25 protein-coding genes are annotated in these 26,950 nt (G+C 67.9%); 24 read left to right on the top strand and 1 reads right to left on the bottom strand.

The window, feature by feature from the left end; translation table 11 throughout:
• The first annotated feature begins 178 nt into the window (after positions 1-178).
• From AB7I40_RS15520 to AB7I40_RS15450, 15 genes are all read left to right on the top strand, one after another.
• Positions 179-757 (top strand): alternate-type signal peptide domain-containing protein, encoded by a 579-nt coding sequence (locus tag AB7I40_RS15520; protein ID WP_428345789.1) that lies wholly within the window; start codon positions 179-181, stop codon positions 755-757.
• Between the two features lie 20 nt (positions 758-777).
• Entirely contained in the window at positions 778-1,398 is a 621-nt protein-coding gene (locus tag AB7I40_RS15515; protein WP_428345790.1) for a signal peptidase I, read from the top strand.
• Positions 1,395-2,024, top strand: coding sequence for an LPXTG cell wall anchor domain-containing protein (locus AB7I40_RS15510; RefSeq protein WP_428345791.1), 630 nt, complete (start codon positions 1,395-1,397; stop codon positions 2,022-2,024). Before AB7I40_RS15515 ends, AB7I40_RS15510 begins: the two co-directional genes overlap by 4 nt.
• Positions 2,017-2,610: a SipW-dependent-type signal peptide-containing protein gene (locus tag AB7I40_RS15505; protein ID WP_428345792.1), complete on the top strand. Its 594-nt coding sequence runs from the start codon at positions 2,017-2,019 to the stop codon at positions 2,608-2,610. The genes AB7I40_RS15510 and AB7I40_RS15505 overlap by 8 nt, the downstream gene beginning before the upstream one ends.
• Complete coding sequence (locus tag AB7I40_RS15500) at positions 2,607-3,518, top strand: signal peptidase I (RefSeq protein ID WP_428345793.1); 912 nt, start codon at positions 2,607-2,609, stop codon at positions 3,516-3,518. The genes AB7I40_RS15505 and AB7I40_RS15500 overlap by 4 nt, the downstream gene beginning before the upstream one ends.
• A gap of 20 nt (positions 3,519-3,538) precedes the next feature.
• A complete protein-coding gene (pdxT, locus tag AB7I40_RS15495; RefSeq protein WP_428345794.1) occupies positions 3,539-4,138 on the top strand; it encodes a pyridoxal 5'-phosphate synthase glutaminase subunit PdxT in 600 nt (199 codons plus the stop codon).
• A 13-nt stretch (positions 4,139-4,151) separates the two neighbouring features.
• Entirely contained in the window at positions 4,152-4,919 is a 768-nt protein-coding gene (locus tag AB7I40_RS15490; RefSeq protein WP_428345795.1) for a YebC/PmpR family DNA-binding transcriptional regulator, read from the top strand.
• 166 nt (positions 4,920-5,085) lie between these two features.
• Positions 5,086-5,613 (top strand): crossover junction endodeoxyribonuclease RuvC, encoded by a 528-nt coding sequence (gene ruvC, locus AB7I40_RS15485; RefSeq protein WP_428345796.1) that lies wholly within the window; start codon positions 5,086-5,088, stop codon positions 5,611-5,613.
• Positions 5,610-6,212 (top strand): Holliday junction branch migration protein RuvA, encoded by a 603-nt coding sequence (gene ruvA / locus AB7I40_RS15480; RefSeq protein ID WP_428345797.1) that lies wholly within the window; start codon positions 5,610-5,612, stop codon positions 6,210-6,212. The genes ruvC and ruvA overlap by 4 nt, the downstream gene beginning before the upstream one ends.
• Before the next feature lie 28 nt (positions 6,213-6,240).
• A complete protein-coding gene (gene ruvB / locus AB7I40_RS15475) occupies positions 6,241-7,293 on the top strand; it encodes a Holliday junction branch migration DNA helicase RuvB (protein WP_428345893.1) in 1,053 nt (350 codons plus the stop codon).
• Positions 7,294-7,369: 76 nt separating this feature from the next.
• Entirely contained in the window at positions 7,370-7,642 is a 273-nt protein-coding gene (gene yajC / locus AB7I40_RS15470) for a preprotein translocase subunit YajC (protein ID WP_428345798.1), read from the top strand.
• A 1-nt stretch (position 7,643) separates the two neighbouring features.
• The gene (gene secD / locus AB7I40_RS15465) at positions 7,644-9,431 is read left to right on the top strand and encodes a protein translocase subunit SecD (protein ID WP_428345799.1); all 1,788 of its coding nucleotides are present in this window, start codon (positions 7,644-7,646) and stop codon (positions 9,429-9,431) included.
• Complete coding sequence (secF, locus tag AB7I40_RS15460) at positions 9,431-10,669, top strand: protein translocase subunit SecF (RefSeq protein ID WP_428345800.1); 1,239 nt, start codon at positions 9,431-9,433, stop codon at positions 10,667-10,669. The genes secD and secF overlap by 1 nt, the downstream gene beginning before the upstream one ends.
• Before the next feature lie 41 nt (positions 10,670-10,710).
• Positions 10,711-11,229 (top strand): adenine phosphoribosyltransferase, encoded by a 519-nt coding sequence (locus tag AB7I40_RS15455; RefSeq protein WP_428345894.1) that lies wholly within the window; start codon positions 10,711-10,713, stop codon positions 11,227-11,229.
• 195 nt (positions 11,230-11,424) lie between these two features.
• The gene (locus AB7I40_RS15450; protein ID WP_428345895.1) at positions 11,425-13,662 is read left to right on the top strand and encodes a RelA/SpoT family protein; all 2,238 of its coding nucleotides are present in this window, start codon (positions 11,425-11,427) and stop codon (positions 13,660-13,662) included.
• 102 nt (positions 13,663-13,764) lie between these two features.
• On the opposite strand, the gene AB7I40_RS15445 is transcribed toward AB7I40_RS15450, so the two are convergent.
• The gene (locus tag AB7I40_RS15445) at positions 13,765-15,084 is read right to left on the bottom strand and encodes a DUF349 domain-containing protein (protein ID WP_428345801.1); all 1,320 of its coding nucleotides are present in this window, start codon (positions 15,082-15,084) and stop codon (positions 13,765-13,767) included.
• Between the two features lie 108 nt (positions 15,085-15,192).
• Here AB7I40_RS15445 and AB7I40_RS15440 point away from each other — a divergent pair, with 108 nt between their 5' ends.
• From AB7I40_RS15440 to AB7I40_RS15400, 9 genes are all read left to right on the top strand, one after another.
• Positions 15,193-15,903, top strand: coding sequence for an MBL fold metallo-hydrolase (locus AB7I40_RS15440; protein ID WP_428345802.1), 711 nt, complete (start codon positions 15,193-15,195; stop codon positions 15,901-15,903).
• A gap of 6 nt (positions 15,904-15,909) precedes the next feature.
• A complete protein-coding gene (hisS, locus tag AB7I40_RS15435; RefSeq protein WP_428345803.1) occupies positions 15,910-17,244 on the top strand; it encodes a histidine--tRNA ligase in 1,335 nt (444 codons plus the stop codon).
• A 166-nt stretch (positions 17,245-17,410) separates the two neighbouring features.
• On the top strand, positions 17,411-19,186 hold the full coding sequence (aspS, locus tag AB7I40_RS15430) for an aspartate--tRNA ligase (RefSeq protein ID WP_428345804.1): 1,776 nt from the start codon (positions 17,411-17,413) through the stop codon (positions 19,184-19,186).
• A 161-nt stretch (positions 19,187-19,347) separates the two neighbouring features.
• A complete protein-coding gene (locus tag AB7I40_RS15425) occupies positions 19,348-20,340 on the top strand; it encodes an ABC transporter permease (protein ID WP_428345805.1) in 993 nt (330 codons plus the stop codon).
• A 76-nt stretch (positions 20,341-20,416) separates the two neighbouring features.
• A complete protein-coding gene (locus AB7I40_RS15420; protein WP_428345806.1) occupies positions 20,417-22,156 on the top strand; it encodes an ABC transporter substrate-binding protein in 1,740 nt (579 codons plus the stop codon).
• A 135-nt stretch (positions 22,157-22,291) separates the two neighbouring features.
• Positions 22,292-23,308: an ABC transporter permease gene (locus AB7I40_RS15415; protein ID WP_428345807.1), complete on the top strand. Its 1,017-nt coding sequence runs from the start codon at positions 22,292-22,294 to the stop codon at positions 23,306-23,308.
• Between the two features lie 10 nt (positions 23,309-23,318).
• Positions 23,319-24,368, top strand: a complete 1,050-nt coding sequence (locus tag AB7I40_RS15410; RefSeq protein WP_428345808.1) for an ABC transporter ATP-binding protein — start codon at positions 23,319-23,321, stop codon at positions 24,366-24,368.
• Positions 24,365-25,582: an ABC transporter ATP-binding protein gene (locus AB7I40_RS15405; protein ID WP_428345809.1), complete on the top strand. Its 1,218-nt coding sequence runs from the start codon at positions 24,365-24,367 to the stop codon at positions 25,580-25,582. Before AB7I40_RS15410 ends, AB7I40_RS15405 begins: the two co-directional genes overlap by 4 nt.
• Before the next feature lie 26 nt (positions 25,583-25,608).
• Complete coding sequence (locus AB7I40_RS15400; protein WP_428345810.1) at positions 25,609-26,949, top strand: replication-associated recombination protein A; 1,341 nt, start codon at positions 25,609-25,611, stop codon at positions 26,947-26,949.
• Position 26,950 lies beyond the last annotated feature (1 nt).

Here is a 26,950-nt window from a genome sequence, read left to right as displayed (position 1 = left end):
GACGGGCTATGTGACGCAGCACACGGTTTGACCTTCTTCATTCCGCATCATGAAGTAGTTGAATCGTCGTTTACTTGGTGAGAACCAGCCCACTGCGGCTGGTGGCGCCCTCCGTGGGGGAGGGCGTTTTCATGGCCTTCCGTGGGGGAAGGCCTTCATCAAGGGGTGGGGAACAATCATGAAGAAGTCTACTAAGGGCGCCCTGGCGGCTGGAGCTGCTGGAGTACTGCTGATGGGTGGCGCTGGGTCGCTTGCCTACTGGACTGCGACGGGCACCGCCAACGGCGGCTCGATCACCAGCGGCAGCTTGAGCCTGACCAACGGTTCCTGCGACTCCGCATGGAAGTACGCCAGCGGCACCGCCGCCGGCAGCACCGCCAGCCTGGTCGTGCCGGGTGACTCGATCACCAAGTCCTGCACGTTCACCGTCGGCGCCACCGGCGACCACCTGACCGCGAAGCTCACCGCACCGGGCACCTTGGCCTACACCAAGACCCCGGCCGGCGCCACCACGGACAGCCTGAACGTCGCCTCGACGTACCAGATCAACCGCTCCACGCCGGCGACGCTCGTCAACGGTGACGTGCTGACCTCGTCGGACAACGGCAAGGTCATCACCGCGAAGTTCGTCGTGACCATGCCTTACGGCTCGGCCACCGTGAACGCCAACGACACCCAGGGCCTGACCGCCACGCTCAACCAGCTCACCGTGACGCTGACGCAGGACCAGTCCTCGGGCAACAACCCGAACGCCTGATCCGCTGAAACGCAGAGGCGATGAACGTTGATCGCCACCCGGGTGGCCGCCTTCGGGCGGCCCTCGGGTGGTGCGGACAGGTTCTTTCCTGGGTCGTCATCCTGGGCTTCACCGCGATCATCACGATCTCGGTGCTCATCCCGCGGATCGGCGGAGCGACGCCGTACGTGATCCTGACCAGCTCCATGCAGTCGGCGATGCCGCCTGGCACCCTCGTGGTCGCCAAGCCGGTGGACCCCGAGACGCTGGGCGTCGGCACCGTGATCACCTACCAGCTGAACTCCGGCGACCCGACTGTGGTGACCCACCGGATCACCGAGGTGAGCATCACCTCGACCGGCGAGTACCGGTTCCAGACCAAGGGTGATGCCAACGATGCGGCCGACGCCAAGCTGGTCCGACCGGTCCAGGTCAAGGGCGAGCGCTGGTACTACGTGCCGTACGTCGGCTACCTGACCAACCTCGTCACCGGCAGTCAGCGCCAGGTCTTCACCATGGTCGTCGTCGTCGGCCTCTTCGGGTACGCCGCGTGGATGTTCCTCGGGGCTGTCCGGGACCGGCGCCGCAAGGCCACTGCCACCACCACTGTCACCACCACCGCAACCATCTCCGAGACCGAAAGGGAACTGGTCGACGCATGATCCGCCTTGTCGTTCCCTTCGGGCTCGCCGCCGTCATCGTCCTGGCCGGTACGCCGGCCATGGCTGCCGGCGACGAGATCGGGCTGAGCCTCGACGGCACCTCGTGGTCGAGTGATCTGACCGATCCGCTCTTCGACCCGGCCATCCGCTGGGCTCCCGGGGACACCCGGGTGGAGTCGTTCCTGGTCCGCAACCAGAGCAGCACCGCCTCGACGCTCGACGTCGAGATCACCAACACCATGGTCGAGGGACTGCTCGCCACCGGCGACCTGCACCTCGACGCCAAGGTCGGCAACCAGCCGTGGAAGGCGTTCTCCGGTGGCTCCGTGCCCGTGTCCTCCGACCTCCGGCTGGCCGTGGGTCAGCACGAGAGGATCAGCGTGCGCGCCACCTTCGACGAGGCCGCCGACAACCAGACCCAACAGCTTCCGTTCGACCTCGACTTCGAGGTCCGCCTGACCCAGGCTTCGGGCATCGCCGTCCCCGGCGACAACCCGGAGCCGGGCACCCAGCCCCTGCCCGCCACCGGCGGGCCGTCGTGGTGGCTCGCCGCCGTCGGCGCAGCCGCCCTCGGCTGGGGCCTGACCCTCGTCACCCGCCGTAGGAAGGAGCAGCCCGATGCGTAGCTTCAACTCCGCCCAGGTGCGCGCGCTCCTCTCGGTCGGCATCCTGCTCGGCGTGGGCTCGGTCGGCACCATGGCTCGCTTCACCGCCAGCGGCGACGCCAACGCAGGCTCGTTCACCACCGGCTCGCTCGACGTGCGCCTGAACGCCTCCGGCAACAACGTCGGTCAGGGCGGGACCTGGACGAACGCCAGCCTCGCCATCTCCGACATCACGCCCGGTGAGAGCCTCGCGGTCAGCTTCCCGGTCCGCAACGACGGGACCACCGGCTTCACCTACACCGCGACCGCGACGGCGACCGGTGCGCTCGCCCCGCAACTGAGGTTCTCGACCTACACCGGGGGAACGGCCAGCAACAGCGGCAACGCCACCAACGACAACCGGGTGGGCACCTGTTCGGGCAGCGCGGCCAGCACGAACCAGACCCTCAGCGGCACCGCGGCCAACGTCATCTCCACCGCGCAGACGCTCAACCCGTCCGCGACCCAGAACGTCTGTGTCATCGTCCAGCTCGTCAGCACCGCGGCCAGTAGCACCCAGGGCGACGCTGCCACCGCGACCTTCGCCTTCAACGCGGTGCAGCCATGATGGGCACGCGCAACCGGGCCCGCGAGTGGGCCCTGAACCTCGGCGCCACCCTGGGCGTGCTCTGCATCCTGTGGACGTTCGCGGCCGCTGCCTTCGGCCTGACCCCGTTGGTGTTCCGCTCCGGCTCCATGTCACCGGCGATCTCGACCGGTGCCCTGGGGCTGGCCACCGAGGTCCCGGCGAGTGACGTGCGGGTGGGCGACGTCGTCAGCGTCGACGGCGCCGACGGTGTCCGGGTCACCCACCGGGTCGAGCAGGCGCGCCTGGACGGCGACGCCGTCGTACTCACGCTCCGCGGTGACGCCAACCAGTCCCCGGACGCCTCGACCTACCGGGTCACGCAGGTCGACCGGGTGCTGTTCGACGTGCCGCTGCTCGGCTACGTCGTGTCGGCTGCGGCCAGTCCGATCGGGGTGCTCCTCGGCGTCGGCGCCGTCGGTGGCCTGCTGTGGCTCGGCTTCGCCGGGTCGCTGGCAGGGGCCGCCGTACGCCGTCACCGCGTCGTGCTCGTGGCCGGCGTCGTGACCGCCCTCGCCGTGGGAGCACTGGCCGCGCCCACCGTCTCCACCCTGGCTCGCTGGTCGGACACCGCGAGCATGAAGTCCGGCGACGTGCAGGCCTACACCGTGCCGACCACGCCGACCTTCACGTGTACGACGGGCAACCGCACGGCCACCTTCACCTGGGCCGCCGTGCCCGGCGCCGACAGCTACATCTTCCACTACGGCACCACGGGCCAGACGACCAACGAGCGCACCAGCACCACGGCGACGCTGTCGCTGGCCAGTGGCACGGCCTCGGGCGTGACCTGGGTCGAGGTCAAGCGCACCTTCGGCTCCGTCTCGTGGACGTCAGTCGCCTCGGTCACCCGCGACTACACCCTGGGCTTCCGCAGCTCCTGCGACTGACTCCCTCTAGCATTCCCCGCGTGCCTGTTGCGACGATCGGTGTCTTCGCCCTCCAGGGCGACGTCCGCGAGCACCTGCGGGTGCTGACCAGCCTGGGTGCCCGGGCCATCGGCGTACGCCGTGCCAGCGAGCTCGCAGCGTGCGACGCCTTCGTGATCCCCGGTGGGGAGTCCACCACCATGATCAAGCTGGCGCGCACCTTCGACCTGGTCGATCCGCTGCGGGAGCGGATCGCCGCGGGCATGCCCACCTTCGGGACCTGTGCGGGCATGATCCTGCTCGCCGACCGGATCGAGGGTGGGACCAGCGACCAGGAGACCATCGGCGGCCTGGACGTGACGGTGCGTCGCAACGCCTTCGGTCGCCAGGTGGATTCCTTCGAGGACGACCTCGACTTCCACGGCATCGAGGGGCCGGTCCACGCGGTCTTCATCCGTGCTCCGTGGGTGGAGGAGGCCGGTGACGGCGTGGAGGTGCTCGCCCGTGTCGAGCACGGACCGGCCGTGGGTAGGATCGTCGCGGTTCGACAGGGTCCGCTGATGGCGACCTCCTTCCACCCCGAGGTGGGAGGCGGCGATCGCATCCACCGGCTCTTCATCGACCTGATCCGTCAGTCGTAGGGAAGGACGCTCCATGTCAGGCCACTCCAAGTGGGCGACGACCAAGCACAAGAAGGCCGTCGTCGACGCTCGCCGCGGCAAGATGTTCGCCAAGCTCATCAAGAACATCGAGGTGGCGGCACGGATGGGTGGCGGCGACCCCACCGGCAACCCGACGCTCTACGACGCCATCCAGAAGGCCAAGAAGTCCTCGGTCCCCAACGACAACATCGACCGGGCGGTCAAGCGCGGCTCGGGCGCCGAAGCCGGCGGGGCGGACTACACGACGATCATGTACGAGGGCTACGGCCCCTCCGGTGTCGCGATGCTCATCGAGTGCCTCACCGACAACAAGAACCGGGCCGCCATGGAGGTCCGCACAGCGATGACCCGCAACGGTGGCTCGCTGGCCGACCCCGGGTCGGTGTCGTTCCTCTTCCACCGCAAGGGCGTCGTCATCGTTCCGGTCGAGCAGGAGGCCAAGACGGTCACCGAGGACGATGTCCTCGAGGCGACCCTCGAGGCGGGTGCCGACGCGGTCAACGACCTGGGGGAGTCCTTCGAGGTGATCAGCGAGGCCACCGACCTGGTCGCCGTACGGACCGCGCTCCAGGCCGCCGGTGTCGACTACGACTCGGCCGACGCCTCCTTCGTGCCGGATCTGCACGTCGAGCTCGACAAGGAGGGCGCCGGCAAGGTGTTCCGCCTCGTGGAGGCCCTCGAGGATCTCGACGACGTGCAGAACGTGTTCGCCAACTTCGACGTCCCCGACGAGGTCATGGCTCAGCTCGACGACGAGTGACCTCTTTTCTGGATAGTCCCGAACGTTTCGCACCGCGACACGCCGATCTGGGGTGCCGAACGTTCGGGACTATCCAGCGCGTTGCGTGTCGCACCCCGAACAGTCGCCGGGTCACGTTAGCGTTGGTCCGAACAGGTGTTCGGACGACGAGGCGGCGGGAGATGCAATGCGGGTGCTCGGCATCGACCCCGGTCTGACTCGATGTGGACTCGGCATCGTCGAGGGTGACATCGGCCGTCCGCTGACGCTGATCGCGGTCGGAGTGGTCCGCACCACGCCAGACCTGCCGATTCCGCAGCGGCTGATGCAGATCGAGCAGGGGATCGAGCTCTGGCTCGAGGAGCACCGTCCCGATGCTGTCGCCGTGGAGCGGGTCTTCGCGCGCTCGGACGTGAGCACCATCATGGGCACCGCGCAGGCCAGCGGCCTGGCCATGGTGGCCGCCGCCCGCCGCGGCCTGCCCGTCGCGCTGCACACCCCCAGTGAGGTCAAGGCGGCGGTGTCCGGCAACGGCCGGGCCGACAAGGCCCAGGTCGGTGCCATGGTCGCCCGACTGCTGCGGCTCACCGAGGTCCCGAAGCCTGCCGACGCCGCCGACGCGCTGGCGCTCGCGATCACCCACATCTGGCGCGGAGGCGCCCAGAACCGCATCGAGATGGCGATCGCCAAGGCGGCCGCCGGGAGGTCCAGATGATCGCATTCGTCAGTGGTGAGGTGGCCGAGGTCGCCCTCTCCAGTGCCGTCCTCGAGGTCGGCGGCGTCGGCCTGCAACTGATGTGTACGCCGAACACGCTGGCCACGCTGCGCACCGGCTCCAGGGCCACCCTGCAGACCAGCATGGTCGTGCGCGAGGACTCCCTGACCCTCTTCGGGTTCCTCGACGAGGACGAGAAGTCCTGCTTCGAGCTGCTCCAGACCGCGAGCGGGGTCGGGCCCAAGCTCGCGCAGGCGATGCTGGCCGTCCTGGCTCCCGACGACCTCCGTCGCGCGGTCATGGGGGAGGACGTCAAGACCCTGACCCGCGTGCCCGGCGTCGGCCAGAAGGGCGCCCAGCGGATCATCCTCGAGCTCAAGGACCGCCTCGGTGCCCCGGTCGGCGCCTCCGGTGCGGCCCGGATCGGGTTCGCGGCCCAGGCGACCTGGCGCGACCAGGTCCACGAGGGACTGGTGGGTCTGGGTTGGTCCACCAAGGAGGCCGACAAGGCTGTGGACGCCGTCGCACCCGAAGCGGGGGAGACCCCCGAGGTCGGCGTCCTCCTCCGGGCCGCGCTGCGCACCCTGAGCAGGGCCTGACATGGACCAGTTCGATGCCGCCGAGGCGATGCACCTGTCGAACCTGACGGTCGCGGAGGTCGACGCCGAGGGCGACGAGCGCGCGATCGAGGCCGCCCTGCGACCGCGATCCCTCGACGAGGTGATCGGACAGGCACGGGTGCGCGAACAGCTCGGTCTCGTCCTCGAGGCCGCCCAGAAGCGCGGTCGCGCCCCCGACCACGTGCTGCTGTCCGGGCCACCGGGTCTCGGCAAGACGACGCTGGCGATGATCATCGCCCATGAGATGAGTACGCCGCTGCGCCTGACCAGCGGGCCGGCCATCACGCACGCCGGCGACCTGGCCGCGATCCTGTCGGGGATGAACGAGGGCGACGTCCTGTTCGTCGACGAGATCCACCGCATGTCGCGCCCGGCCGAGGAGATGCTCTACATGGCGATGGAGGACTTCCGCGTCGACGTGGTCATCGGCAAGGGTCCGGGAGCCACTGCCATCCCGCTCGACATCCCGCCGTTCACCCTGGTCGGCGCGACGACCCGGGCCGGGCTCCTGCCCAGCCCGTTGCGCGACCGGTTCGGCTTCACCGGCCATCTGGAGTTCTACGAGCCGGAGGATCTCGACAAGATCGTGCACCGCTCGGCAGGTCTGCTGGGAGTGGAGCTGCGCGACGACGGCTCGGTGGAGATCGCCTCTCGCTCGCGGGGGACCCCTCGGATCGCCAACCGCCTGCTGCGCCGGGTGCGCGACTACGCCCAGGTTCGGGCAGACGGCGTCGTCACGCTGGCGGTGGCCCAGCGGGCACTCGAGCTCTACGAGGTCGACGAGTCGGGTCTCGACCGGCTCGACAGGGCCGTGCTCGACGTACTCTGCCGGCGTTTCGGCGGTGGACCGGTGGGCATCAGCACGTTGGCCGTGGCCGTCGGCGAGGAGCGCGAGACGGTGGAGGAGGTGGCCGAGCCGTTCCTCGTGCGCCTGGGCCTCCTCGCGCGCACGCCGCGCGGCCGGGTCGCCACCCGGGGGGCCTGGCAGCACCTGGGCCTCGTGCCCCCGACGACACCAGGCTCCGCCGACGAGGCGGACGTCACCCTCTTCGACCAGTGACATAGACTTCTCGGTCGGACGTGGCCGCCACCTTGTGCTCGGCCGTTCTTTCCTGCCCTCCGAGAGGTTGTTGACTGTGCCGGACCTTGTTGCCGTGCTGCCGTTGGTCGGTATCGCGCTGATCTTCTGGCTGCTGATCGTGCGCCCTGCATCGCGCCGCCAGGCGCAGTTGCGGTCCGTGCAGCAGTCCCTCGAGGTGGGCACCCAGGTCCTGCTCGCAGCTGGCCTGTACGGCATCATCCGCAGCGTCGATGGCGACAAGATCTCGCTGGAGGTGGCTGACGGCGTCGTCGTGACGGCCGCCCGCGGCGCGGTCGTCGATGTCGTCGACGCCGAAGGGAGCAAGTGAAGTGGCAAAGAAGTCTGCCCATCCGGGCCGCACGATCGTGGTGTTCTTCCTGGCCACCGCGGTCGTCTTCGGCCTGGTGGCTCTCGGGGGGAAGTGGAAGCCCGAACTCGGGCTCGACCTGCAGGGCGGCACCCGCGTCACCCTGACGGCGAAGGACACCCCCGGACTCAACTCGGCCAGTCTCCAGGAGGCCGCTGACATCATCGACCAGCGGGTCAACGGGTCGGGGTACTCCGAGGCCGAGGTGACCACGCAGGGCAGCAACATCATCATCGTCGAACTGCCCGGCCCGCCGGACAGCAGCCTGGTGGACGTCGTGTCCCGGCAGGCGCAGCTGCGCTTCCGGCTCGTCGCACTCGCTGCCGACGGCACCGCGCCGGCCGCCACCGGCTCACCCTCGGCGTCGCCGAGCGAGACCCCGGGCTCGGGCGTGATCGCACCCAGCGCGACGCCCACGGCGAAGGCGACCAAGAAGGCCACCACCAGGCCCAGCGCCACCGCCACCCCCAAGAACCGGCCGTTGCCCGGCTACGCCGCACCCACCGCCACGCCCACCAAGAAGGCCACCACCAAGGCGACGGCCAGCGCGTCGGCCAGCCCGACAGCGACAGCGTCCCCGACCGACGGGGCGACGGCGAGCAACACCGACGGCGACTCCACGCAGTCGGCGACCGGCAAAGGCTCGATCGCCGATGCGCTGGCCTGGCAGGCCAGTCCTGACGCCAAGTCGCAGGCCGCGTTCGCGGCGTTCTCCTGCCCGGCCGACGGCAAGCCGGCCGAGGTCGACGACAACCCTGACAAGCCCCTCATCACCTGTGACAACACCGGACAGAAGTTCCTGTTGTCGGTGGCGATCATCGAGGGCACCCAGGTCAAGTCCGCCAGCTCCGGGATCCCGCAGAACAGCGTCTCCTACGCCGTGGACCTGACCCTGGACTCCAAGGGCGCCGACCAGCTCGCCGAGGTGAGCCGCGCGCTCGTCGGTGGGCAGGCCACCAACCAGACCTTCGCCATCACCCTCGACGGCCAGGTCATCTCGCACCCGGGCTTCACCGGCGTCATCACCGACGGTCGTCCCCAGATCACCGGTGACTTCACCCAGCAGGAAGCTGCCGACCTGGCCACCAGCCTGAAGTTCGGCTCGCTGCCGATCGCCTTCAACGGCGACCCGTCGAGCGAGGAGATCGGGCCGTCGTTGGCCGGTGACCAGCTCACTGCCGGCATCACCGCCGGCGCGATCGGGCTGTTGCTCGTGATGCTCTACTGCCTGCTCTACTACCGCGGCCTGGGCCTGGTGGTCATCGCCTCGCTGGTCGTGGCCGGTGCCCTGACCTACGGCCTCGTGCTGCTGCTGAGCGCCACCGCCGGCTTCACGCTGACACTGCCCGGCATCGCCGGTCTGATCGTGGCGGTGGGTATCACCGCGGACTCGTTCATCGTCTTCTTCGAACGCATCCGCGACGAGATGCGCGACGGCAAGTCGATGCGCGTCGCGGTCGAGAGTGGCTGGGTGCGCGCTCGGAACACCTGTCTGGCCGCCGACGCGGTCTCGCTGCTCGCCGCCGTCGTGCTCTACTTCTTCGCCGCCGGTGTCGTGAAGGGCTTCGCGTTCGCGCTCGGTCTGTCCACCCTCATCGACCTGGTGGTGTTCTTCTGGTTCACCAAACCGATGGTGTCCTGGCTCGGCCAGTTCGCCTTCTTCAACAAGGGCCACAAGCTGTCCGGGCTCGACGCCGAGAGTCTCGGCCTCGATCGCCTTCCCGGCGTGGCTGCTGGAGGTAAGGCCTGATGGGCAAGTTCTCTCGCCTCGGCAATGACCTGTACGACGGTCGGGTCTCGATCGACTTCATGGGTCGGCGCAAGATCTGGTATGCGATCTCCGGGCTGATCATCCTCTTCGCCGTCCTCGGCCTCTGGTTCAAGCCGCTCAACATGGGCATCGAGTTCGTCGGTGGGAACGAGTACAGGGTCAGCCTGCCGGCCGACCAGGTCACCCAGGGTCTCGCCGACCAGCTGCGCGACGATGTGGCAGCAACCGGCGTGGACGCCGCCTCCTCACCGATCGTCACCACCTCGGGCGCGAAGGCCATCCTCATCCAGACCGAGAGCCTCACCGGGGCCGAGTCCAGGACGGTGAGCGAGGCCATCCTCGCGACCGCCGGTCCCGACGCCAGCCTCTCCAGCCAAGACATCGGCGCGAGCTGGGGCAAGGAAGTCGCCAAGAGATCCATCCAGGGCCTCGTGGTGTTCCTCGTCCTCGTGGTGCTGTTGATCTGGGGCTATTTCCGAGAATGGAAGATGTCGGTCGCGGCCATCGTCGCGCTCATCCACGACGTCCTCATCACGGTCGGCATCTATGCGTGGTCCGGCTTCGAGGTCAGCCCGGCCACGGTCACGGGACTGCTCACCATCCTGGGCTTCTCGCTCTACGACACGGTGGTGGTCTTCGACAAGGTCCGGGAGAACACTCGCCACCTGCGGACCTCCCGCACGACCTACTCCGACGCCGCCAACCTGGCCATCAACCAGACCCTGGTCCGCTCGATCAACACCTCGATCGTGGCGCTGCTGCCGGTCGGCGCGCTGCTGTACGTCGGCACCGTCCAGCTGGGCTCGGGTGCCCTCAAGGACCTGTCGCTGGCCCTGTTCGTCGGCATGGCGGCCGGTGCCTATTCCTCGATCTTCATCGCCACGCCGCTGCTGGCACAGTTGAAGGCCGGCGAGAAGGACGTGCTGGCTGCCGAGAAGCGGGCAGCTGCCCGCCGTGCGAGTGCCGACCGCTACGCAAGCGTGCCGACCTTCAAGGACGACCTGCCGGTCGCCGAAGAGCCCGAGGAGCTCGACGAGGATCTCGGCTACGCCGAGGAGGAAGCGGGCGAACCGGCGCGCACCCCCGCGGCCACGCGCAAGCCGCCCGCATCCGGGAGCGGGCGCACCGTCCCGCCTTCGCCGGCCCCCGTCCAGGAGAGCAAGTCCTCGGGTCGGGCCCAGCCCAGTCGTCAACCGCGCAGCAAGCGGAGCAAGTAGTGAGCGACCGGGGCGACCACGCCGGGGTCGCCCGGGAGGCGATGGGTCGACTCATCGTGGACGTCAAGGACTTCCCCGAGGCCGGCATCGTCTTCAAGGACATCTCACCGCTGCTGGCCGACCACGCCGGGCTTTCCGCCGTCGTCGCTGCCCTGGCTGACGCCGGGCGGGATGACGACGGGCGACCGGTCGTCGACAAGGTCGTCGGCATGGAGGCCCGTGGGTTCATCCTGGCTGCCCCGGTCGCGCTCGCTCTGGGGGCCGGCTTCGTGCCAGTCCGCAAGGTCGGCAAGCTTCCACGCGCCACCCACGCCGTCTCCTACGCCCTCGAGTACGGCGAAGCCACGCTGGAGATCCACCAGGACGCCATCGCACCCGGCGAGCGGGTGCTGCTCATCGACGACGTCCTGGCCACCGGTGGCACGGCTGTGGCGACCCGGCAGCTGGTGGAGTCGTGCGGCGGCGTCGCCCACGCGCTCGGCGTACTGCTCGAGCTGAGCTTCCTGCCCGGTCGCGAGGCGATCGGTGACCTGTCGCTGACGGCCCTCGACCAGGTCTGAGACGCCTCCCTCGCCCGGCCGTCGAGGTTGCGTGCACTCATCTAGACTGACGAAGTGACCGACGACAAGACGATCGAGCAGCCTCGAGGGCAGGTCGCCGAGTCCGCCCAACAGCCTCCTCGCACGTCGACGCCGGCGCCGGCCCCCGAGGAGGGGGCCGCCCCCGAGCCGATCGGCGCCCACTCCGCACGCCGCATGCGGGCTCGCCTGGCCCGGATCGGGACCCGCAGTTCGACAGCCGGCAACCCGGTGCTCGACCCACTGTTCCGCGTCGTGCGAGCCAATCACCCGAAGGCCGACTTCGCCCTGCTGGAACGCGCCTACCTGACGGCCGAGAAGATGCACGGCCCCCAGATGCGCAAGAGCGGGGACCCCTACATCACCCACCCGCTCGCGGTGACCACCATCCTGGCCGAGATCGGCATGACCGAGCCGACGCTTGTGGCCGCCCTGCTGCACGACACCGTCGAGGACACCGCCTACACCCTCGAGCAACTCCGCAAGGACTTCGGCGACGAGGTGGCGATCCTGGTCGACGGCGTGACCAAGCTCGACAAGGTGAAGTACGGCGACTCGGCGCAGGCCGAGACGATCCGCAAGATGATCGTGGCGATGTCGCGCGACATCCGGGTCCTGGTCATCAAGCTCGCCGACCGCCTGCACAACATGCGCACACTGCGCTACGTGCCGCAGGCGAGCCAGGAGCGGACGGCACGCGAGACCCTCGACATCTACGCTCCGTTGGCCCACCGGTTGGGCATGAACACGCTCAAGTGGGAGCTCGAGGACCTCGCGTTCGCCACCCTCCACCCCAAGATCTACGACGAGATCGTGCGGATGGTCGCCGAGCGGGCGCCCTCGCGCGACCAGTTCCTGGCCGAGGTGATCACGCAGGTCGAGGCGGACCTGAAGGACGCCAAGATCAAGACGAAGGTCACCGGCCGACCGAAGCACTACTACTCGATCTACCAGAAGATGATCGTGGGTGGTCGCGAGTTCTCCGACATCTACGACCTGGTCGGGATCCGGGTCCTCGTGGAGGACGATCGCGACTGCTATTCGGTGCTCGGCGTACTCCACTCGCGGTGGAACCCGGTCCTGGGACGTTTCAAGGACTACGTCGCGATGCCGAAGTTCAACATGTACCAGTCGCTGCACACGACGGTGATCGGCCCCCAGGGCAAGCCGGTCGAGCTGCAGATCCGCACCTTCGCCATGCACCGTCGCGCGGAGTACGGCGTCGCGGCGCACTGGAAGTACAAGGAGGACTCCCGCACGGGGGTCGACACCGACCGCCTGGCCGACGGCGACGACATGACCTGGGTCCGCCAGCTGCTGGACTGGCAGTCCGACGTGGAGGACCCGGGTGAGTTCCTGGAGTCGCTGCGCTTCGAGATCAACCGTTCCGAGGTCTACGTGTTCACCCCGCGCGGCGACGTGATGCCGCTGCCGGCCGGTGCCACCCCGATCGACTTCGCCTACGCCGTCCACACCGAGGTGGGGCACCACACGATCGGTGCCCGGGTCAACGGGCGGCTGGTCCCGCTGGAGTCGACGCTCGACAACGGCGACGTGGTCGAGGTGTTCACCTCCAAGGCGCAGAACGCCGGCCCGTCGCGCGACTGGCTCGGGTTCGTCAAGTCACCGCGGGCCCGCTCCAAGATCCGCGCCTGGTTCACCAAGGAGCGCCGCGAGGAGGCGATCGAGCGGGGCAAGGACCAGATCGCCAAGCTGATGCGCAAGGAGGGGCTGCCCCTCAAGCGGTTGCTCTCGCACGAATCGCTGACGCTGGCCGCCCTGCACTTCAAGCTCGCTGACGTGACCGCGCTCTACGCCTCGGTCGGGGAGGGCAACCTGTCGGCCCAGGCCGTCGTACGCCGGGTGATCGAGTTGCACGGCGGCGACCAGGGGGCCGCCGAGGACCTGGCCGAGGGCGTGACCATCACCGGTCGTCGTCGTTCGGGACGGATCACCTCCGGCGGCGGGGACTCCGGAGTCATCGTCAAGGGCACGGCCGACGTGTGGGTCAAGCTGGCCAAGTGCTGCACCCCGGTCCCGCCGGACAAGATCCTCGGTTTCGTGACCAAGGGCGGGGGAGTCTCGGTGCACCGCCAGGACTGCACGAACGCATCCTCTCTCAAGTCGCAGTCCGAGCGGCTCGTCGAGGTGGAATGGGCGCCCACGGCGCAGTCGACCTTCCTGGTCAACATCCAGGTGGAGGCGCTCGACCGGGCCCGCCTGCTGTCGGACATCACGATGGCGCTCTCCGACGTCCACGTGAACATCCTCAGCGCGACGCTCAACACCACCCGTGACCGGATCGCCAAGAGCCGCTTCACCTTCGAGATGGCCGACGCCAAGCACCTGGACTCGGTGCTCAAGGCCGTGCGCTCGGTGCCCGGCGTCTTCGACGTCTACCGCGTGACCCAGTAGCGCGGCCCGTCCCTCTGCCCGGGATAGTCCAGAACACTTGGGCTCGGGGGCACGGCGTGTCGCGTGCCAAACGTTCGGGACTATCCAGAGCGGAGAGTCAGGTCAGGAGAATTCCTCGCTGGCCCTGAGGGCCATCTCCAGGAAGGTACGCCGCGAGGCCAGGTTGTCCTCGAGCTCCTTGACCTTCTTGGCGTTCCCGGCCGCCTGAGCCTTCGCCAGATCGGCCTCGATGCCCTCGATGGCCTTCTCCAGCTTGGTGACCATGTCCGAGGCCCGGGCCGACTTCTCGGGGTCTGACTTCTTCCACTGGTCGTCCTCGACGCCCCGGATGGTCTGCTCGACCTTGCGGATCCGGCTCTCGAGATCCTTCATGCGCTCACGCGGCACCTTGCCGGCTGCATCCCACTTGTCCGCGATGTCGCGGAACGCACGCTTGGCGGCGTCGAGGTCGGTGACCGGCACCAGCTTCTCGGCTTCCACGAGAAGTTGCTCCTTGACCTCGGCGTTGGCCGCGAACTCCTGGTCGAGCTGCGCGTTGCTCGCGTCGCGGGACTCGAAGAAGGTGTCCTGTGCGCCCCGGAAGCGCTTCCACAGAGCGTCGTCCACTTCGCGAGGGGCCGGGCCGGCAGCCTTCCAGTCGCGCATGAGGTCGCGGAACCGGCCTGCCGTGGCTCCCCAATCGGTGGAGTCGGCCAGCGACTCGGCCTCGACGGTCAGCCGCTCCTTGATCACGCGGGCCGCGTCGCGCTTCTCGTGCTGCTCGGAGAAGTGCGACTTGCGGCGGCGGGTGTAGGACGTGCGGGCACTGGAGAAGCGTCGCCAGAGGGTGTCGTCGGCAGCCCGGTCGAGCCGCGGCAGGGCCTTCCACTCGTCGAGCAGCACCCGCAGCCGGTTGGCACCGTTGCGCCAGTCGGAACCCTCGGCCAGCTTCTCAGCCTCGGTGACGATCTTCTCCTTCGCCACCTTGGCCTCGGCGACCTTGGCGGCGCGCTCGACCTTGCGGGTCTCGCGCTGTTCGGCGATGACGACCCCCAGGGCGTCGAGTCGTCCCGACAGCGCTGCGAGATCACCGACCGCATGGGCGTCAGTCACCTGGGCGACCACGGTCTTCACGGACGCGGCGGCCTCGTCGGGGGACAGGGCGCCGGTCTTGATCCGGCGCTCGAGCAGCTCCACCTCGAACGCGAGAGCGTCGTAGCGGTCGGTGAAGAACTTCATCGCCTCAGCCGGGTCACCCTCCGGGTACTGCCCCACGGAGCGCTCGCCGTCAGCCGTGCGCACGTAGACCGTGCCGTCGTCAGCGACTCGCCCCCAGTCGGACGCGGCCGAGGCCCGCGGCTTCATGGGCGGCTGGGGAACTGGCACCGGACGGGTCTCGGATCTGGTCTCAGGGGGTGTCCCGGGATCCTGCTGTGCACTCATGATCAACCATCGTAGTCAAAAGCAGATGCGGCCCCCGATAGGGTCGTGTTCGACAACGTGCTGAAATGACGTGCGACAGCGCCTTTTTGACGAAGCAAAGGATCTCGAGTGTTCATCGCCGGCTTCCCTGCCGGGCCGTGGGGGACCAACTGCTACGTCGTGGCGACCGCTCCCGGCTCGGAGTGTGTGGTCATCGACCCCGGCAAGGACGCGACGGCCGGAGTCGCCGACATCGTCCGCGAGCACCGGCTCAAGCCGGTCTCCGTGCTGCTGACCCACGGTCACGTCGACCACATGTGGTGCGTGACCCCGGTCGCCGGGACGTACGACGCGACCGCCTGGATCCACCCGCGCGACCGACACCTGCTCACCGATCCGGTGGCCGGACTGAGCCCCGAGACCGGGCAGATGCTTCTCGGCGGCAACTACACCTGGGCGGAGCCTGACGACGTCCGGGAACTGACTGACAACCAGGTGCTGGAGCTGGCGGGCCTGCAGTTCACCGTCGACCACACGCCAGGCCACACCGAAGGGTCGGTCGTCTTCCGTAGCCCGTACGACGAGCAGGACGTCGCCGAGCTCATGTTCTCCGGCGACCTGCTCTTCCAGGGCTCCATCGGCCGCACCGACCTGCCCGGCGGCGACCATGCCGCCATGCTGCGGAGCCTGGCTGACAAGGTCCTGCCGCTTGCCGACAACATCGTCGTCCTCCCCGGCCACGGCGAGCAGACATCCATCGGTCGCGAGCGCGCGACCAACCCCTACCTGCTGGAGCTGCAAGACGAGGGCTCGGCAGGGCGAGTGACCCGAGGTCTCTGAACCACCATGAGCAAGCCCACGCCGCTCAGCGGCTTCCCCGAACTCCTGCCCGAGGAGCGTTTCGTCGAGCAGCAGGTGATCGACCTGCTGCGCCGTACCTTCGAGCTGCACGGCTTCGCGGGCATCGAGACCCGTGCGGTCGAGCCGGTGGAGACCCTGCTCGGCAAGGGGGAGACGTCCAAGGAGATCTATCTCCTCGAGCGGTTGCAGGCCGAACAGGCCGGCACCGATGCCGGGGTCGGCCTGCACTTCGACCTGACCGTGCCCTTCGCGCGCTACGTGCTGGAGCACGCGGGCAAGCTCGAGTTCCCGTTCCGGCGCTATCAGATCCAGAAGGCCTGGCGAGGTGAGCGGCCGCAGGAGGGCAGGTACCGCGAGTTCACGCAGGCCGACATCGACGTGGTGATGAAGGACGAGCTCCCCTTCCACGCCGACATCGAGGTCGCTCGGGTGATGGCCGAGGCGCTCGCGCACCTGCCGCTGCCGCCGATGAGGCTGCGTGTCAACAACCGCAAGCTCATCGAGGGCTTCTACCGGGGGATCGGCGCTGAGGAGCCGCAGTCGGTCATCCGGATCATCGACAAGCTCGACAAGCTCTCGGCCGAGCAGGTCAGCGCACTCCTCACGAGCGAGGCCGGCCTGAGCGAGGCCCAGGCCGCGCAGTGCCTGAGCCTGGCCCGGATCTCCACCTCCGACAGCTCCTTCGTCGAGCAGGTGCGTGGCCTGGGCGTCGACAACGACCTGCTCGAGACAGGTCTGACCGAGCTCGCCGCGGTCATCGACGGCTGTGCGGACCTGGTCACCGACCGGTTCGGGATCGAGGCCAGTCTGAGCCTGGCTCGGGGGCTGGACTACTACACCGGGACGGTCTTCGAGATCTTCATGGTCGGCTTCGAGTTCCTGAAGTCCGTCGGTGGGGGAGGTCGCTACGACGCCTTGGCGTCGGACGGCAAGAGCACCTACCCCGGGGTGGGCATGTCGTTCGGGATCTCCCGCACCCTCGTGCCGCTGATGTCGCGGGGCCTGCTCAGCGCCGACCGAAAGGTGCCGTCGGTCGTGCTGGTCGCCCTCGTCGACGAGGAGTCGCGCGCGTCCAGCGATGCCATCGCCACCCAGCTGCGCGCCAACGGGGTGCCCTGCGAGGTGGCGGCGAGTGCCCAGCGGTTCGGCAAGCAGATCAGGTACGCCGAGCGCCGCGGTATCCCCTACGTCTGGTTCACCAATGCCGAGGGCGGCCACGAGGTGAAGGACATCCGCACCGGTGATCAGGTCGCTGCCGATCCGACCGCGTGGACGCCGCCGGAACGCGACCTCCGGCCGAGCGTCGTACTCAGCCCATGAGCAGCGCTGGTCTCCCGGCCTCGTCGCAACCGTGCACAGTGCACGGTCTGAACGCCGCCAGGACCCAGATCGGAGGCACAATCGTGCGCGATGCACGGTTGTGGACCAAGGTCAGCCTCCGCACCCACCACCGAGCCAGCACGACCACCATCAAGGAGCAGTTGAAGTGATCCGCACCCACGACGCCGGAGCCCTGCGCGCCGACAACGTCGGACAGACCGTCACCCTCGCCGGCTGGGTCGCACGCCGTCGCGATCACGGCGGCGTCGCCTTCATCGACCTGCGCGAGGCGAGCGGCGTCGTCCAGGTGGTGATCCGCGACGAGGAGGTGGCCCACAGCCTGCGCAGCGAGTTCTGCCTCAAGATCACCGGGGAGGTCAGCCGCCGACCCGACGGCAATGCCAACCCCAACCTGCCCTCGGGCGAGATCGAGGTCATCGCCAGCGACGTCGAGGTGCTCAGCACCAGCGCCCCGCTGCCGTTCCCGATCGACGACCACATCGACGTGGGTGAGGAGGCGCGACTCAAGCACCGCTACCTCGACCTGCGCCGCACGGGGCCCGCGGCTGCTCTGCGGCTGCGCAGCAAGGCCAACAAGGCTGCCCGCGACGTCCTCGACTCCCAGGACTTCGTGGAGATCGAGACGCCGACCCTGACCCGCAGCACGCCCGAGGGTGCTCGGGACTTCCTGGTTCCGGCTCGACTCCAGCCGGGCAGCTGGTACGCCCTGCCCCAGAGCCCCCAGCTGTTCAAGCAGCTCCTGATGGTCGCCGGCATGGAGCGCTACTACCAGATCGCGCGCTGCTACCGCGACGAGGACTTCCGCGCCGACCGACAGCCCGAGTTCACCCAGCTCGACATCGAGATGAGCTTCGTCGAGCAGGACGATGTCATCGCTGTCGGCGAGAAGATCCTGGTGGCGCTCTGGGAGCTGATCGGGTATGACGTGCCCACCCCCCTGCCGCGCATGACGTACGCCGAGGCGATGGCCCGCTTCGGGTCCGACAAGCCCGACCTGCGGATGGGTCTCGAGCTGGTCGAGTGCACCGACTACTTCGCCCACACCCCGTTCCGGGTCTTCCAGGCCGACTACGTGGGTGCCGTCGTGATGCCGGGGGGCGCCAGCCAGCCCCGCAAGCAGCTCGATGCCTGGCAGGAGTGGGCCAAGCAGCGCGGCGCCCGCGGCCTGGCCTACGTGCTGGTCCAGGAGGACGGTGAGCTGGGCGGCCCGGTGGCCAAGAACCTCAGCGACACCGAGAAGGCGGGTCTTGCCGCTCACGTGGGCGCTGCCCCCGGTGACTGTGTGTTCTTCGCCGCGGGTGCTGTGAAGAGCAGTCGTGCGCTGCTCGGCGCCGCCCGCCTCGAGATCGGCCGCCGAGGTGGGCTGATCGACGAGTCCGCCTGGAGCTTCCTGTGGGTGGTCGACGCCCCGTTGTTCGAGCCTGCCGGGGACGCGACGGCGGCCGGTGACGTCGCTGTCGGCAGCGGTGCCTGGACGGCGGTGCACCACGCCTTCACCTCACCGCAGGACATGGACGGCTTCGACACCGACCCGGGCAACGCACTGGCCTGGGCCTACGACATCGTCTGCAACGGCAACGAGATCGGCGGTGGATCGATCCGTATCCATCGCGAGGACATCCAGCGCCGGGTCTTCAGTGTGATGGGGCTGGGCGAGGCGGAGGCCCAGGAGAAGTTCGGCTTCCTGCTGGACGCCTTCGCCTTCGGTGCGCCGCCGCACGGTGGGATCGCCTTCGGGTGGGACCGAATCGTGGCGCTGCTGTCGGGCAGCGAATCGATCCGCGACGTGATCGCGTTCCCGAAGTCCGGTGGCGGCTTCGACCCGCTCACCGCTGCTCCGGCTCCGATCACGCCAGAACAGCGCAAGGAAGCCGGTGTGGATGCGAAGCCGAAAGAAATTTCGTCGCCGGACATGCACTAGGGGAGAACTTCTCCGCCGACGTCTCAGTGGTCGAGACCAGATTGTTACCGGTCGGTGATCGCATGTGGGGTAAAGGTCACATAGAGTCGCCCACGGCGCGGGGTTGACCGCAACACGTGCTGAACACTTGTCCGCGGCCCGACCGACCTTGACGGGGTGACATGACTTCTCCGGGATCTGAGCTCGAGACGCTTCCAGCAGAGAAGGCGGCTCCCGCACCGATTGCCGGCCGGTCTCCCACTCAGCTGGCCGTGACCCGGTTCCGCAAGGACCGGCTGTCGATGATCTCGTTCACGGTGGTGGCGGTCTATCTGATGGCCGGCATCGCGGCACCTTTCCTCGTGCACTTCGGCGTCCTCGACCCGACGACCTTCCACCAGGACAAGCTCGACCCGTCCAACGGTGGCCTGCCGATCGGGGCCTTCGGCGGCATCAGCTGGAGTCACCCCCTCGGTCTCGAGCCCGGCACCGGACGTGACGTGCTGTCGCGGGTCTGGTACGGCATCACCTTCTCCCTGACGATCGCGCTGTCGGCCACGCTGGTGGCGATGATCATCGGCACCGTGCTCGGCATCATCTCGGGCTACACCGGGGGCTGGACCGACTCGATCATCGGCCGCGGCATCGACCTGACGCTGTCCTTCCCCTCCACCCTCATGCTGTTGGCCCTCTCGGGTCCCGCGGTGCAGGTCCTGGAGGACTGGGGAGTGCCGGCCGGAGACGTGTCCAACGGTCTCTACGTGATGCTGGTGCTCGGCCTCTTCGGCTGGCCCTACGTCGCGCGGCTGATCCGTGGCCAGGTGCTGTCGATCCGCGAGCGCGAGTTCATCGACGCCGCCATCCTGCTGGGTGCCTCGCGTCGGCGGCTCTACTTCAAGGAGATCCTGCCGAACCTGTGGGCGCCGCTGCTGGTCACCTTCACGCTGACCATGCCGACCTACATCTCGGCCGAGGCCGCCCTGAGCTTCCTGGGCGTCGGCATCAAGCCGCCGACCCCGACGCTGGGCAACATCCTGAAGGGGTCGATCTCCTACTCGTCGGCCGACTTCCTGTTCTTCTTCATCCCTGCCTTCCTCATCATGATCATCGTCGTGAGCTTCAACCTGCTCGGCGACGGAATGGGTGACGCTCTCGACCCGAAGTCGGGGCGTTGATCACCACTGGTTTCGGCGACACAGAGTCGTCGATTGTGCCGCCTTACCAGGCGCGACACACACTCAAGGAGAAGTAATGGTCAACTATCGAAAGCGGATGCTCGCGGTCACCGCCGCTGTGGCGTTGGCGACCGGCCTCGCTGCCTGCGGTGGCGGTTCGAGTGACGACAACACCAACAATGCCTCCGGGTCGAAGGAGGGAACCGCTGGCGGAAACCTGATCTACTACATGTTTGCGCCGATCGAGCACGTCGACCCTCAGCGCATCTACGTCGGGCGCGACATCTCGAACTTCAGCCGGCTCACCTACCGCCAGCTGGTCACCTTCCCGATCTCGGAGGACCCCGAGGTCTCGAACACGCCGGTCCCAGACCTGGCCACCGACACCGGCACGTCCGAGGACGGCGGCAAGAAGTGGTCCTTCACGGTCAAGGACGACGTGAAGTGGGAAGACGGCAAGCCGATCACGTGTGAGGACTTCAAGTACGGCGCCTCGCGTGTGTTCGCGACCGACGTCATCACCGGTGGTCCCAACTACCTCCTGAGCTACCTCGACATCCCGACCGACCCGAAGACCGGCCTGCCGGCCTACAACGGTCCCTACAAGGGCGACGGCCAGGACCTGTTCGACAAGGCTGTGACCTGCGACGGTCAGACCATCACCTACAACTTCAACAAGCCGTGGCCCGACTTCCCGTTGGCCATCGCCGCGTTGCACATGATGGACCCCTACCGTGCCGACAAGGACCAGGGCGACAAGTCGAACTACCAGATCTTCTCCAACGGCCCCTACAAGCTGCAGGCGCCGTGGGACAAGCAGAAGGGCGCCACGTTCGTTCGCAACGAGAACTACGACCCGGCGACCGACTCGACCGACGTCCGCAAGGCACTGCCCGACACCATCAAGATGGACATCGGTCAGACCACCGAGACGATCTACGACCGCTTGATCGCTGACAGCGGCGACGACCAGTACGCCGTCACCAGCCAGCGCATCCCCCCGGCCTACTACACCCAGATCGAGGGTGCGGTCGCTGAGCGCTCCAGCCTGTTCGCGTCGCCGTACGTCGACTACCTGGTGCCGAACTTCAACCGCCTGACCGACCCGAAGGTGCGCGAAGCGCTCAAGGTCGCCACTGACGCCACCGGCTGGATCAACGCCGGTGGTGGCGAGAAGGCCTACGCTCCGGCTGACTCCATCGTCAACCCGGCCGTGGTCGGCTACCAGCCCAACCCCGCGTTCGAAGGCGACAAGTCCGGTGACCCCGAGGCTGCCAAGGCGCTGCTCGAAGAGGCCGGCGTGACGCTGCCCTACCCGATCAAGTTCACCTACCCGCAGACCGACACTGCTGACAAGCAGGCCGCTGCGCTGAAGGAGACCTGGGACAAGGCGGGCTTCGACGTCACACTCGACGCCCTGGGTGACACCTACTACGACGTCATCCAGAAGCCGGACAACGACAGCGACGTGATGTGGGGCGGTTGGGGTGCTGACTGGCCGTCGGCCATCACCGTCACGGCGCCGCTGTTCGACAGCCGCCCGAACCTGACCGCCAACTCCAATGGTCAGGACTACGGCGCCTACAAGAGCGACGCGTTCAACGCTCTGGTCGACAAGGCCGCCAACGCGGCGAACCTGGATGACCAGACGGCCGCCCTGCAGGAGGCTGACATCCAGCTCGGCAAGGATGTTGCCTACATCCCGCTCGAGATCGCTCAGTTCTACTTCCTCAACGGTTCCAAGGTCACGGGCTTCGTGGGCACTCCTGCCTCGTCGATGTTCCCCGACCTCGGCCCCATCGGCGTGGAGAACTGAACACCGAGCAACAACTAGCATCACACTGATACACCCGGTCGGGCGGCCGCTTCGGCGGTCGCCCGACAGGGGTGAAGGTCTCTCAGGGCCTTCTTCCCCACCCACTCGTGCTATCTGAATCTCCGAGGTGGTCCCTTGCTCGCGTACATCATTCGCCGTGGCTTCATCGGCGTCATCATGTTGCTGGTGATGAGCCTCGTGACGTTCATCCTCTTCTTCGCCTCGCCCATCGACCCGGCGCGCTACGCCTGCGGCAAGAACTGTTCGCCGGCGCTCCAGGAGCAGACCAGCAAGGCCCTGGGCTACAACAAGCCAGCAGTCCAGCAGTGGACCGACTTCCTGCGCGGCATCGTGGCCGGACGCGAATACCCCGACGACCCCTCGATCCGTGAAGCCGCACCGCAGCTGGTGACCTCGTGTCCCGCGCCGTGCATGGGCTACTCGGTGGTCAACTCCAAACTCGTGGCCGACGAGATCAAGGACGCCTTCCCCATCACCCTGTCGTTGACGCTGGCCGCGTTCATCATGTGGATTCTCGGGGGCGTCGGGTTCGGAGTCCTGGCAGCGGTCAAAAAGGGCACGATCATAGACCGCGGCATCGTGGGCGTCTCCCTGGTGCTGTTCGCCTTCCCGGCCTTCTTCACCGGGCTCTTCCTCCTCAAGTTCCTAGCCATCAAGTGGCAAGTCGTCCCGATTCCGACCTACACCTCGATCGCGGACGGAGGAGTCCTCACCTGGTTGCAAGGACTGCTCCTACCCGGGATCACGCTGGCCGTGCTGTTCATGGCTGCCTACGTCCGGATGACGCGGGCGTTCGTGTTGGAGTCCATGCACGAGGACTACGTGCGCACCGCGATGTCCAAGGGGCTCAAGCCGCGCCGGGTGCTCTTCAAGCACAGCCTCCGCGCAGCACTCACGCCGCTGGTCACGATGGCCGGCCTGGACTTCGCAGGTCTGCTCGGCGGCGCGATCATCACCGAGACGGTGTTCAACTACAACGGTCTCGGCAAGCTGTTCTACGACGCCAACAAGACCTTCGACCTGCCCACCATCATCGGGATCGTGGTCCTGGTGGGCTTCTTCGTGATCACCGCGAACATCATCGTCGACCTGCTGTACGCCGTCATCGATCCGCGCGTCCGCGTCGGCTGAGGAGGCCCCTGTGACCAGTTTCCTGTCCGTCCAGGACCTGAAAGTGCACTTCCCGACCCCGGACGGGATCGTGAAGGCCACCGACGGCCTCTCCTTCGACCTCGAGCGGGGCGAGACCCTCGGCATCGTGGGGGAGTCGGGTTCCGGCAAGTCGGTGTCCAGCTCGGCCATCATGGGCCTGCAGCGGGGGACCTCGGCCCAGGTCAGCGGCAAGATCCTGCTCGAGGGCGAGGATCTCCTCACGGTGAGCGACGAGGAGATGCGGCTGCTGCGTGGCGGTGAGGTCGCCATGATCTTCCAGGACCCGCTGTCGGCGATGCACCCCTACTACACCGTGGGCAACCAGATCTCCGAGGCCTATCGGGTGCACAACGACGTCACCAAGAAGGCGGCCCGCACCCGCACCATCGAGATGCTCGAGCGCGTCGGCATCCCGCAGCCGGACCGTCGGGTCGATGACTACCCCCACCAGTTCTCCGGCGGCATGCGCCAGCGCGCCATGATCGCCATGGGCCTGATCAACGACCCGGGTCTGCTGATCGCCGACGAGCCGACGACGGCGCTCGACGTGACGGTGCAGGCTCAGATCCTCGACCTGCTCCAGGACCTGCAGCGTGAGTTCAACTCCGCGGTCATCATCATCACCCACGACCTAGGAGTCGTGGCTGAGATGGCCGACGACGTCCTGGTGATGTACGCCGGCCGGGCGGTCGAGTACGGCCCCTGCAAGGAGATCCTCACGCACCCGGAGATGCCGTACACGTGGGGCCTGCTCTCCAGCGTGCCCGACGTCATGGGTGACACCAACGCGCGACTGATCCCGATCCCGGGCAACCCGCCCAGCCTGCTCAACCCGCCGCCGGGATGCGCCTTCCACCCCCGGTGCATGCACCGGGACAAGGTGCCCGGAGACTTGTGCCGCACCGAGCTGCCCGAGCTCACCCCGGCTCGCAGCGGGGGACAGCACACCAAACGCTGCCATCTCACCAACCCGGACGCGGTCTACCAGACCGAGATCCTGCCCGAGATCGCACCTGATCTGGTCGAGGAGGACAAATGACCGAGTCCGCCAGTCCCGTGACGCCACCCGTCGAGCAAGTGGTCGGCCACGCCGCCACCCAGGCCGACTTCTCCGCCAAGCCGATCCTGACGGTCGACAACCTGCGGATGTACTTCCCGATCAAGAGCAGCGGTGTCATCCGCCGCGTCGTGGGTCACGTGCAGGCCGTCGACGGCGTCTCCTTCGAAGTGCCCACGGGTGGCTCGCTGGGCCTGGTGGGAGAGTCCGGCTGCGGCAAGTCGACCACGGGCCGGCTGATCACCCGGTTGTACAAACCGACCGGCGGCTCGATCGAGTTCGACGGCCGGCAGATCGAGAACCTCAGCGCCGGCCAGCTGCTGCCGCTGCGCCGTGAGATCCAGATGATCTTCCAGGACCCGGCGACCTCGCTCAACCCGCGACACAGTGTTGGCGCGATCGTGGCTGCCCCGCTCCTGATCCACAAGGTCGTGCCCAAGAACAAGGTCCTGGCCCGGGTCCAGGAGCTCCTCGAGGTCGTGGGCCTCAACCCCGAGCACTACAACCGCTACCCGCACGAGTTCTCCGGCGGCCAGCGTCAGCGCATCGGCATCGCCCGCGCCCTCACCTTGCAGCCCAAGCTGCTGGTGGCCGACGAGCCCGTCTCGGCCCTCGACGTGTCGATCCAGGCCCAGGTCATCAACCTGCTCCAGGATCTGCAGAAAGAGTTCGGGATCGCGTTCCTGTTCATCGCCCACGACCTCGCGATCGTGCGTCACTTCTGCCCCGAGGTGGCGGTGATGTACCTCGGCAAGATCGTGGAGATCGCCGACCGTGAGTCGCTCTACGGTCGACCCAACCACCCCTACACGCAGGCACTGCTCTCCGCTGTACCGGACGTCAAGCAGGCCTCGGTGGGCGGTCGGCGCGAGCGCATCCGCCTCACCGGCGACGTGCCGAGCCCGATCAACCCGCCCTCGGGCTGTCGGTTCCGGACGCGTTGCCCGCTCGCGCAGGAGATCTGTGCGCGGGTCGAGCCGCCGTTGATGCAGATCGGGCCTCGGCACAAGGTGGCCTGCCACTTCCCGGGGCCGCTCGGTGACCACCCGGACAAGCCGATGACCGCACGGCTGCTCGGCGTGGACGACAGCGGCAACCCCGACCCCGGCGTCGCACCCGCGACCGACCTCGGCAACAACCCGGGCTACTCCGACACCTGGTTCGACCTCGAGGCCAAGACCATGAAGAAGGCCTGAGCCTGACGGTGGACGGTTTGTTCGACATGGCCGGTTCGACTGGCGGGTCGGGCTCGCTGTCCTCAGCTCGCCATGCGGCAGCACCCTTGGCCGTGCGGATGCGCCCACGTACCCTGGACGAACTCGTGGGGCAGTCACAGTTGCGCGCCGAGGGTTCGCCGCTGAGGCAGCTCATCGAGGGCGATCAGTCGATGTCCCTGCTGCTGTGGGGGCCACCCGGCACCGGCAAGACGACGATCGCCTCGATCCTCAGCCAGCAGACCGACCGCCGGTTCGTGGAGGTCTCGGCGGTGTCGGCGGGCGTCAAGGAGGTGCGCGCGGCGATCGAGGCTGCGCGCCACGAGCTCGTGCAGACCAACCGCGAGACGGTGCTGTTCATCGACGAGGTCCACAGGTTCACCAAGGCCCAGCAGGATGCGCTGCTGCCCGGCGTGGAGAACCGCTGGGTCACCCTGGTCGCAGCGACGACCGAGAACCCGTTCTTCTCCGTCATCTCGCCACTGCTCTCGCGCAGCCTGCTGCTGCGGCTGGAGTCACTGACCGATGACGACGTCGGTTCGGTGATGCAGCAGGCTCTCGTCGACGAACGGGGTCTGCACGGCGCCTTCACCCTCGAGGACGACGCGGCGGCTCATCTGATCCGCCTCGCCGGCGGAGACGCACGGCGATCCCTGACCTATCTGGAGGCCGCGGCGGGTGCCGCCCAGTCCAAGGGCTCCACCGTCATCGACCTCAGCACCGCTGAGACCGCCGTCGATCAGGCAGCGGTTCGTTACGACCGTCAGGGCGATCAGCACTACGACATCACCTCGGCCTTCATCAAGTCCGTGCGCGGCTCCGACGCTGATGCGGCGCTGCACTACCTCGCGCGCATGGTCGAGGCAGGCGAGGACCCGCGCTTCATCGCGCGCCGTCTGGTGATCCTGGCCAGTGAGGACATCGGGCTCGCTGATCCGACGGCCCTCACCACGGCGGTGGCTGCAGCCCAGGCCGTCGCGCTGATCGGGATGCCGGAGGGCCGGCTCACGCTGGCCCAGGCCACCATCGCCCTGGCGGTCGCCCCCAAGTCGAACGCGGTGATCAAGGCCATCAACGCGGCTCAGAGCGACGTCAAGGCCGGGAAGATCGGCGCGGTCCCCGCCCACCTGCGCGACGCCCACTACGCCGGGGCGAAGAACCTCGGCCATGGGTCGAGTTACCTCTACAGCCACGACGAGCCGTTCGGGGTGGCCGAGCAGCAGTACGCCCCCGACGAACTGCTCGACGCCGAGTACTACGAACCCACCGCGCTGGGGGCAGAGGCCGCGATCAAGGAGCGATGGGAGAGGATCCGACGGCTCATTCGCGGCTCAGGCTCGCCGCGATAGG

Source organism: Nocardioides sp., from assembly GCF_050246775.1.
Lineage (GTDB): Bacteria > Actinomycetota > Actinomycetes > Propionibacteriales > Nocardioidaceae > Nocardioides.
Note: the sequence above shows the minus strand (reverse complement) of the source record. Positions and strands in the feature narration are given on the sequence as shown.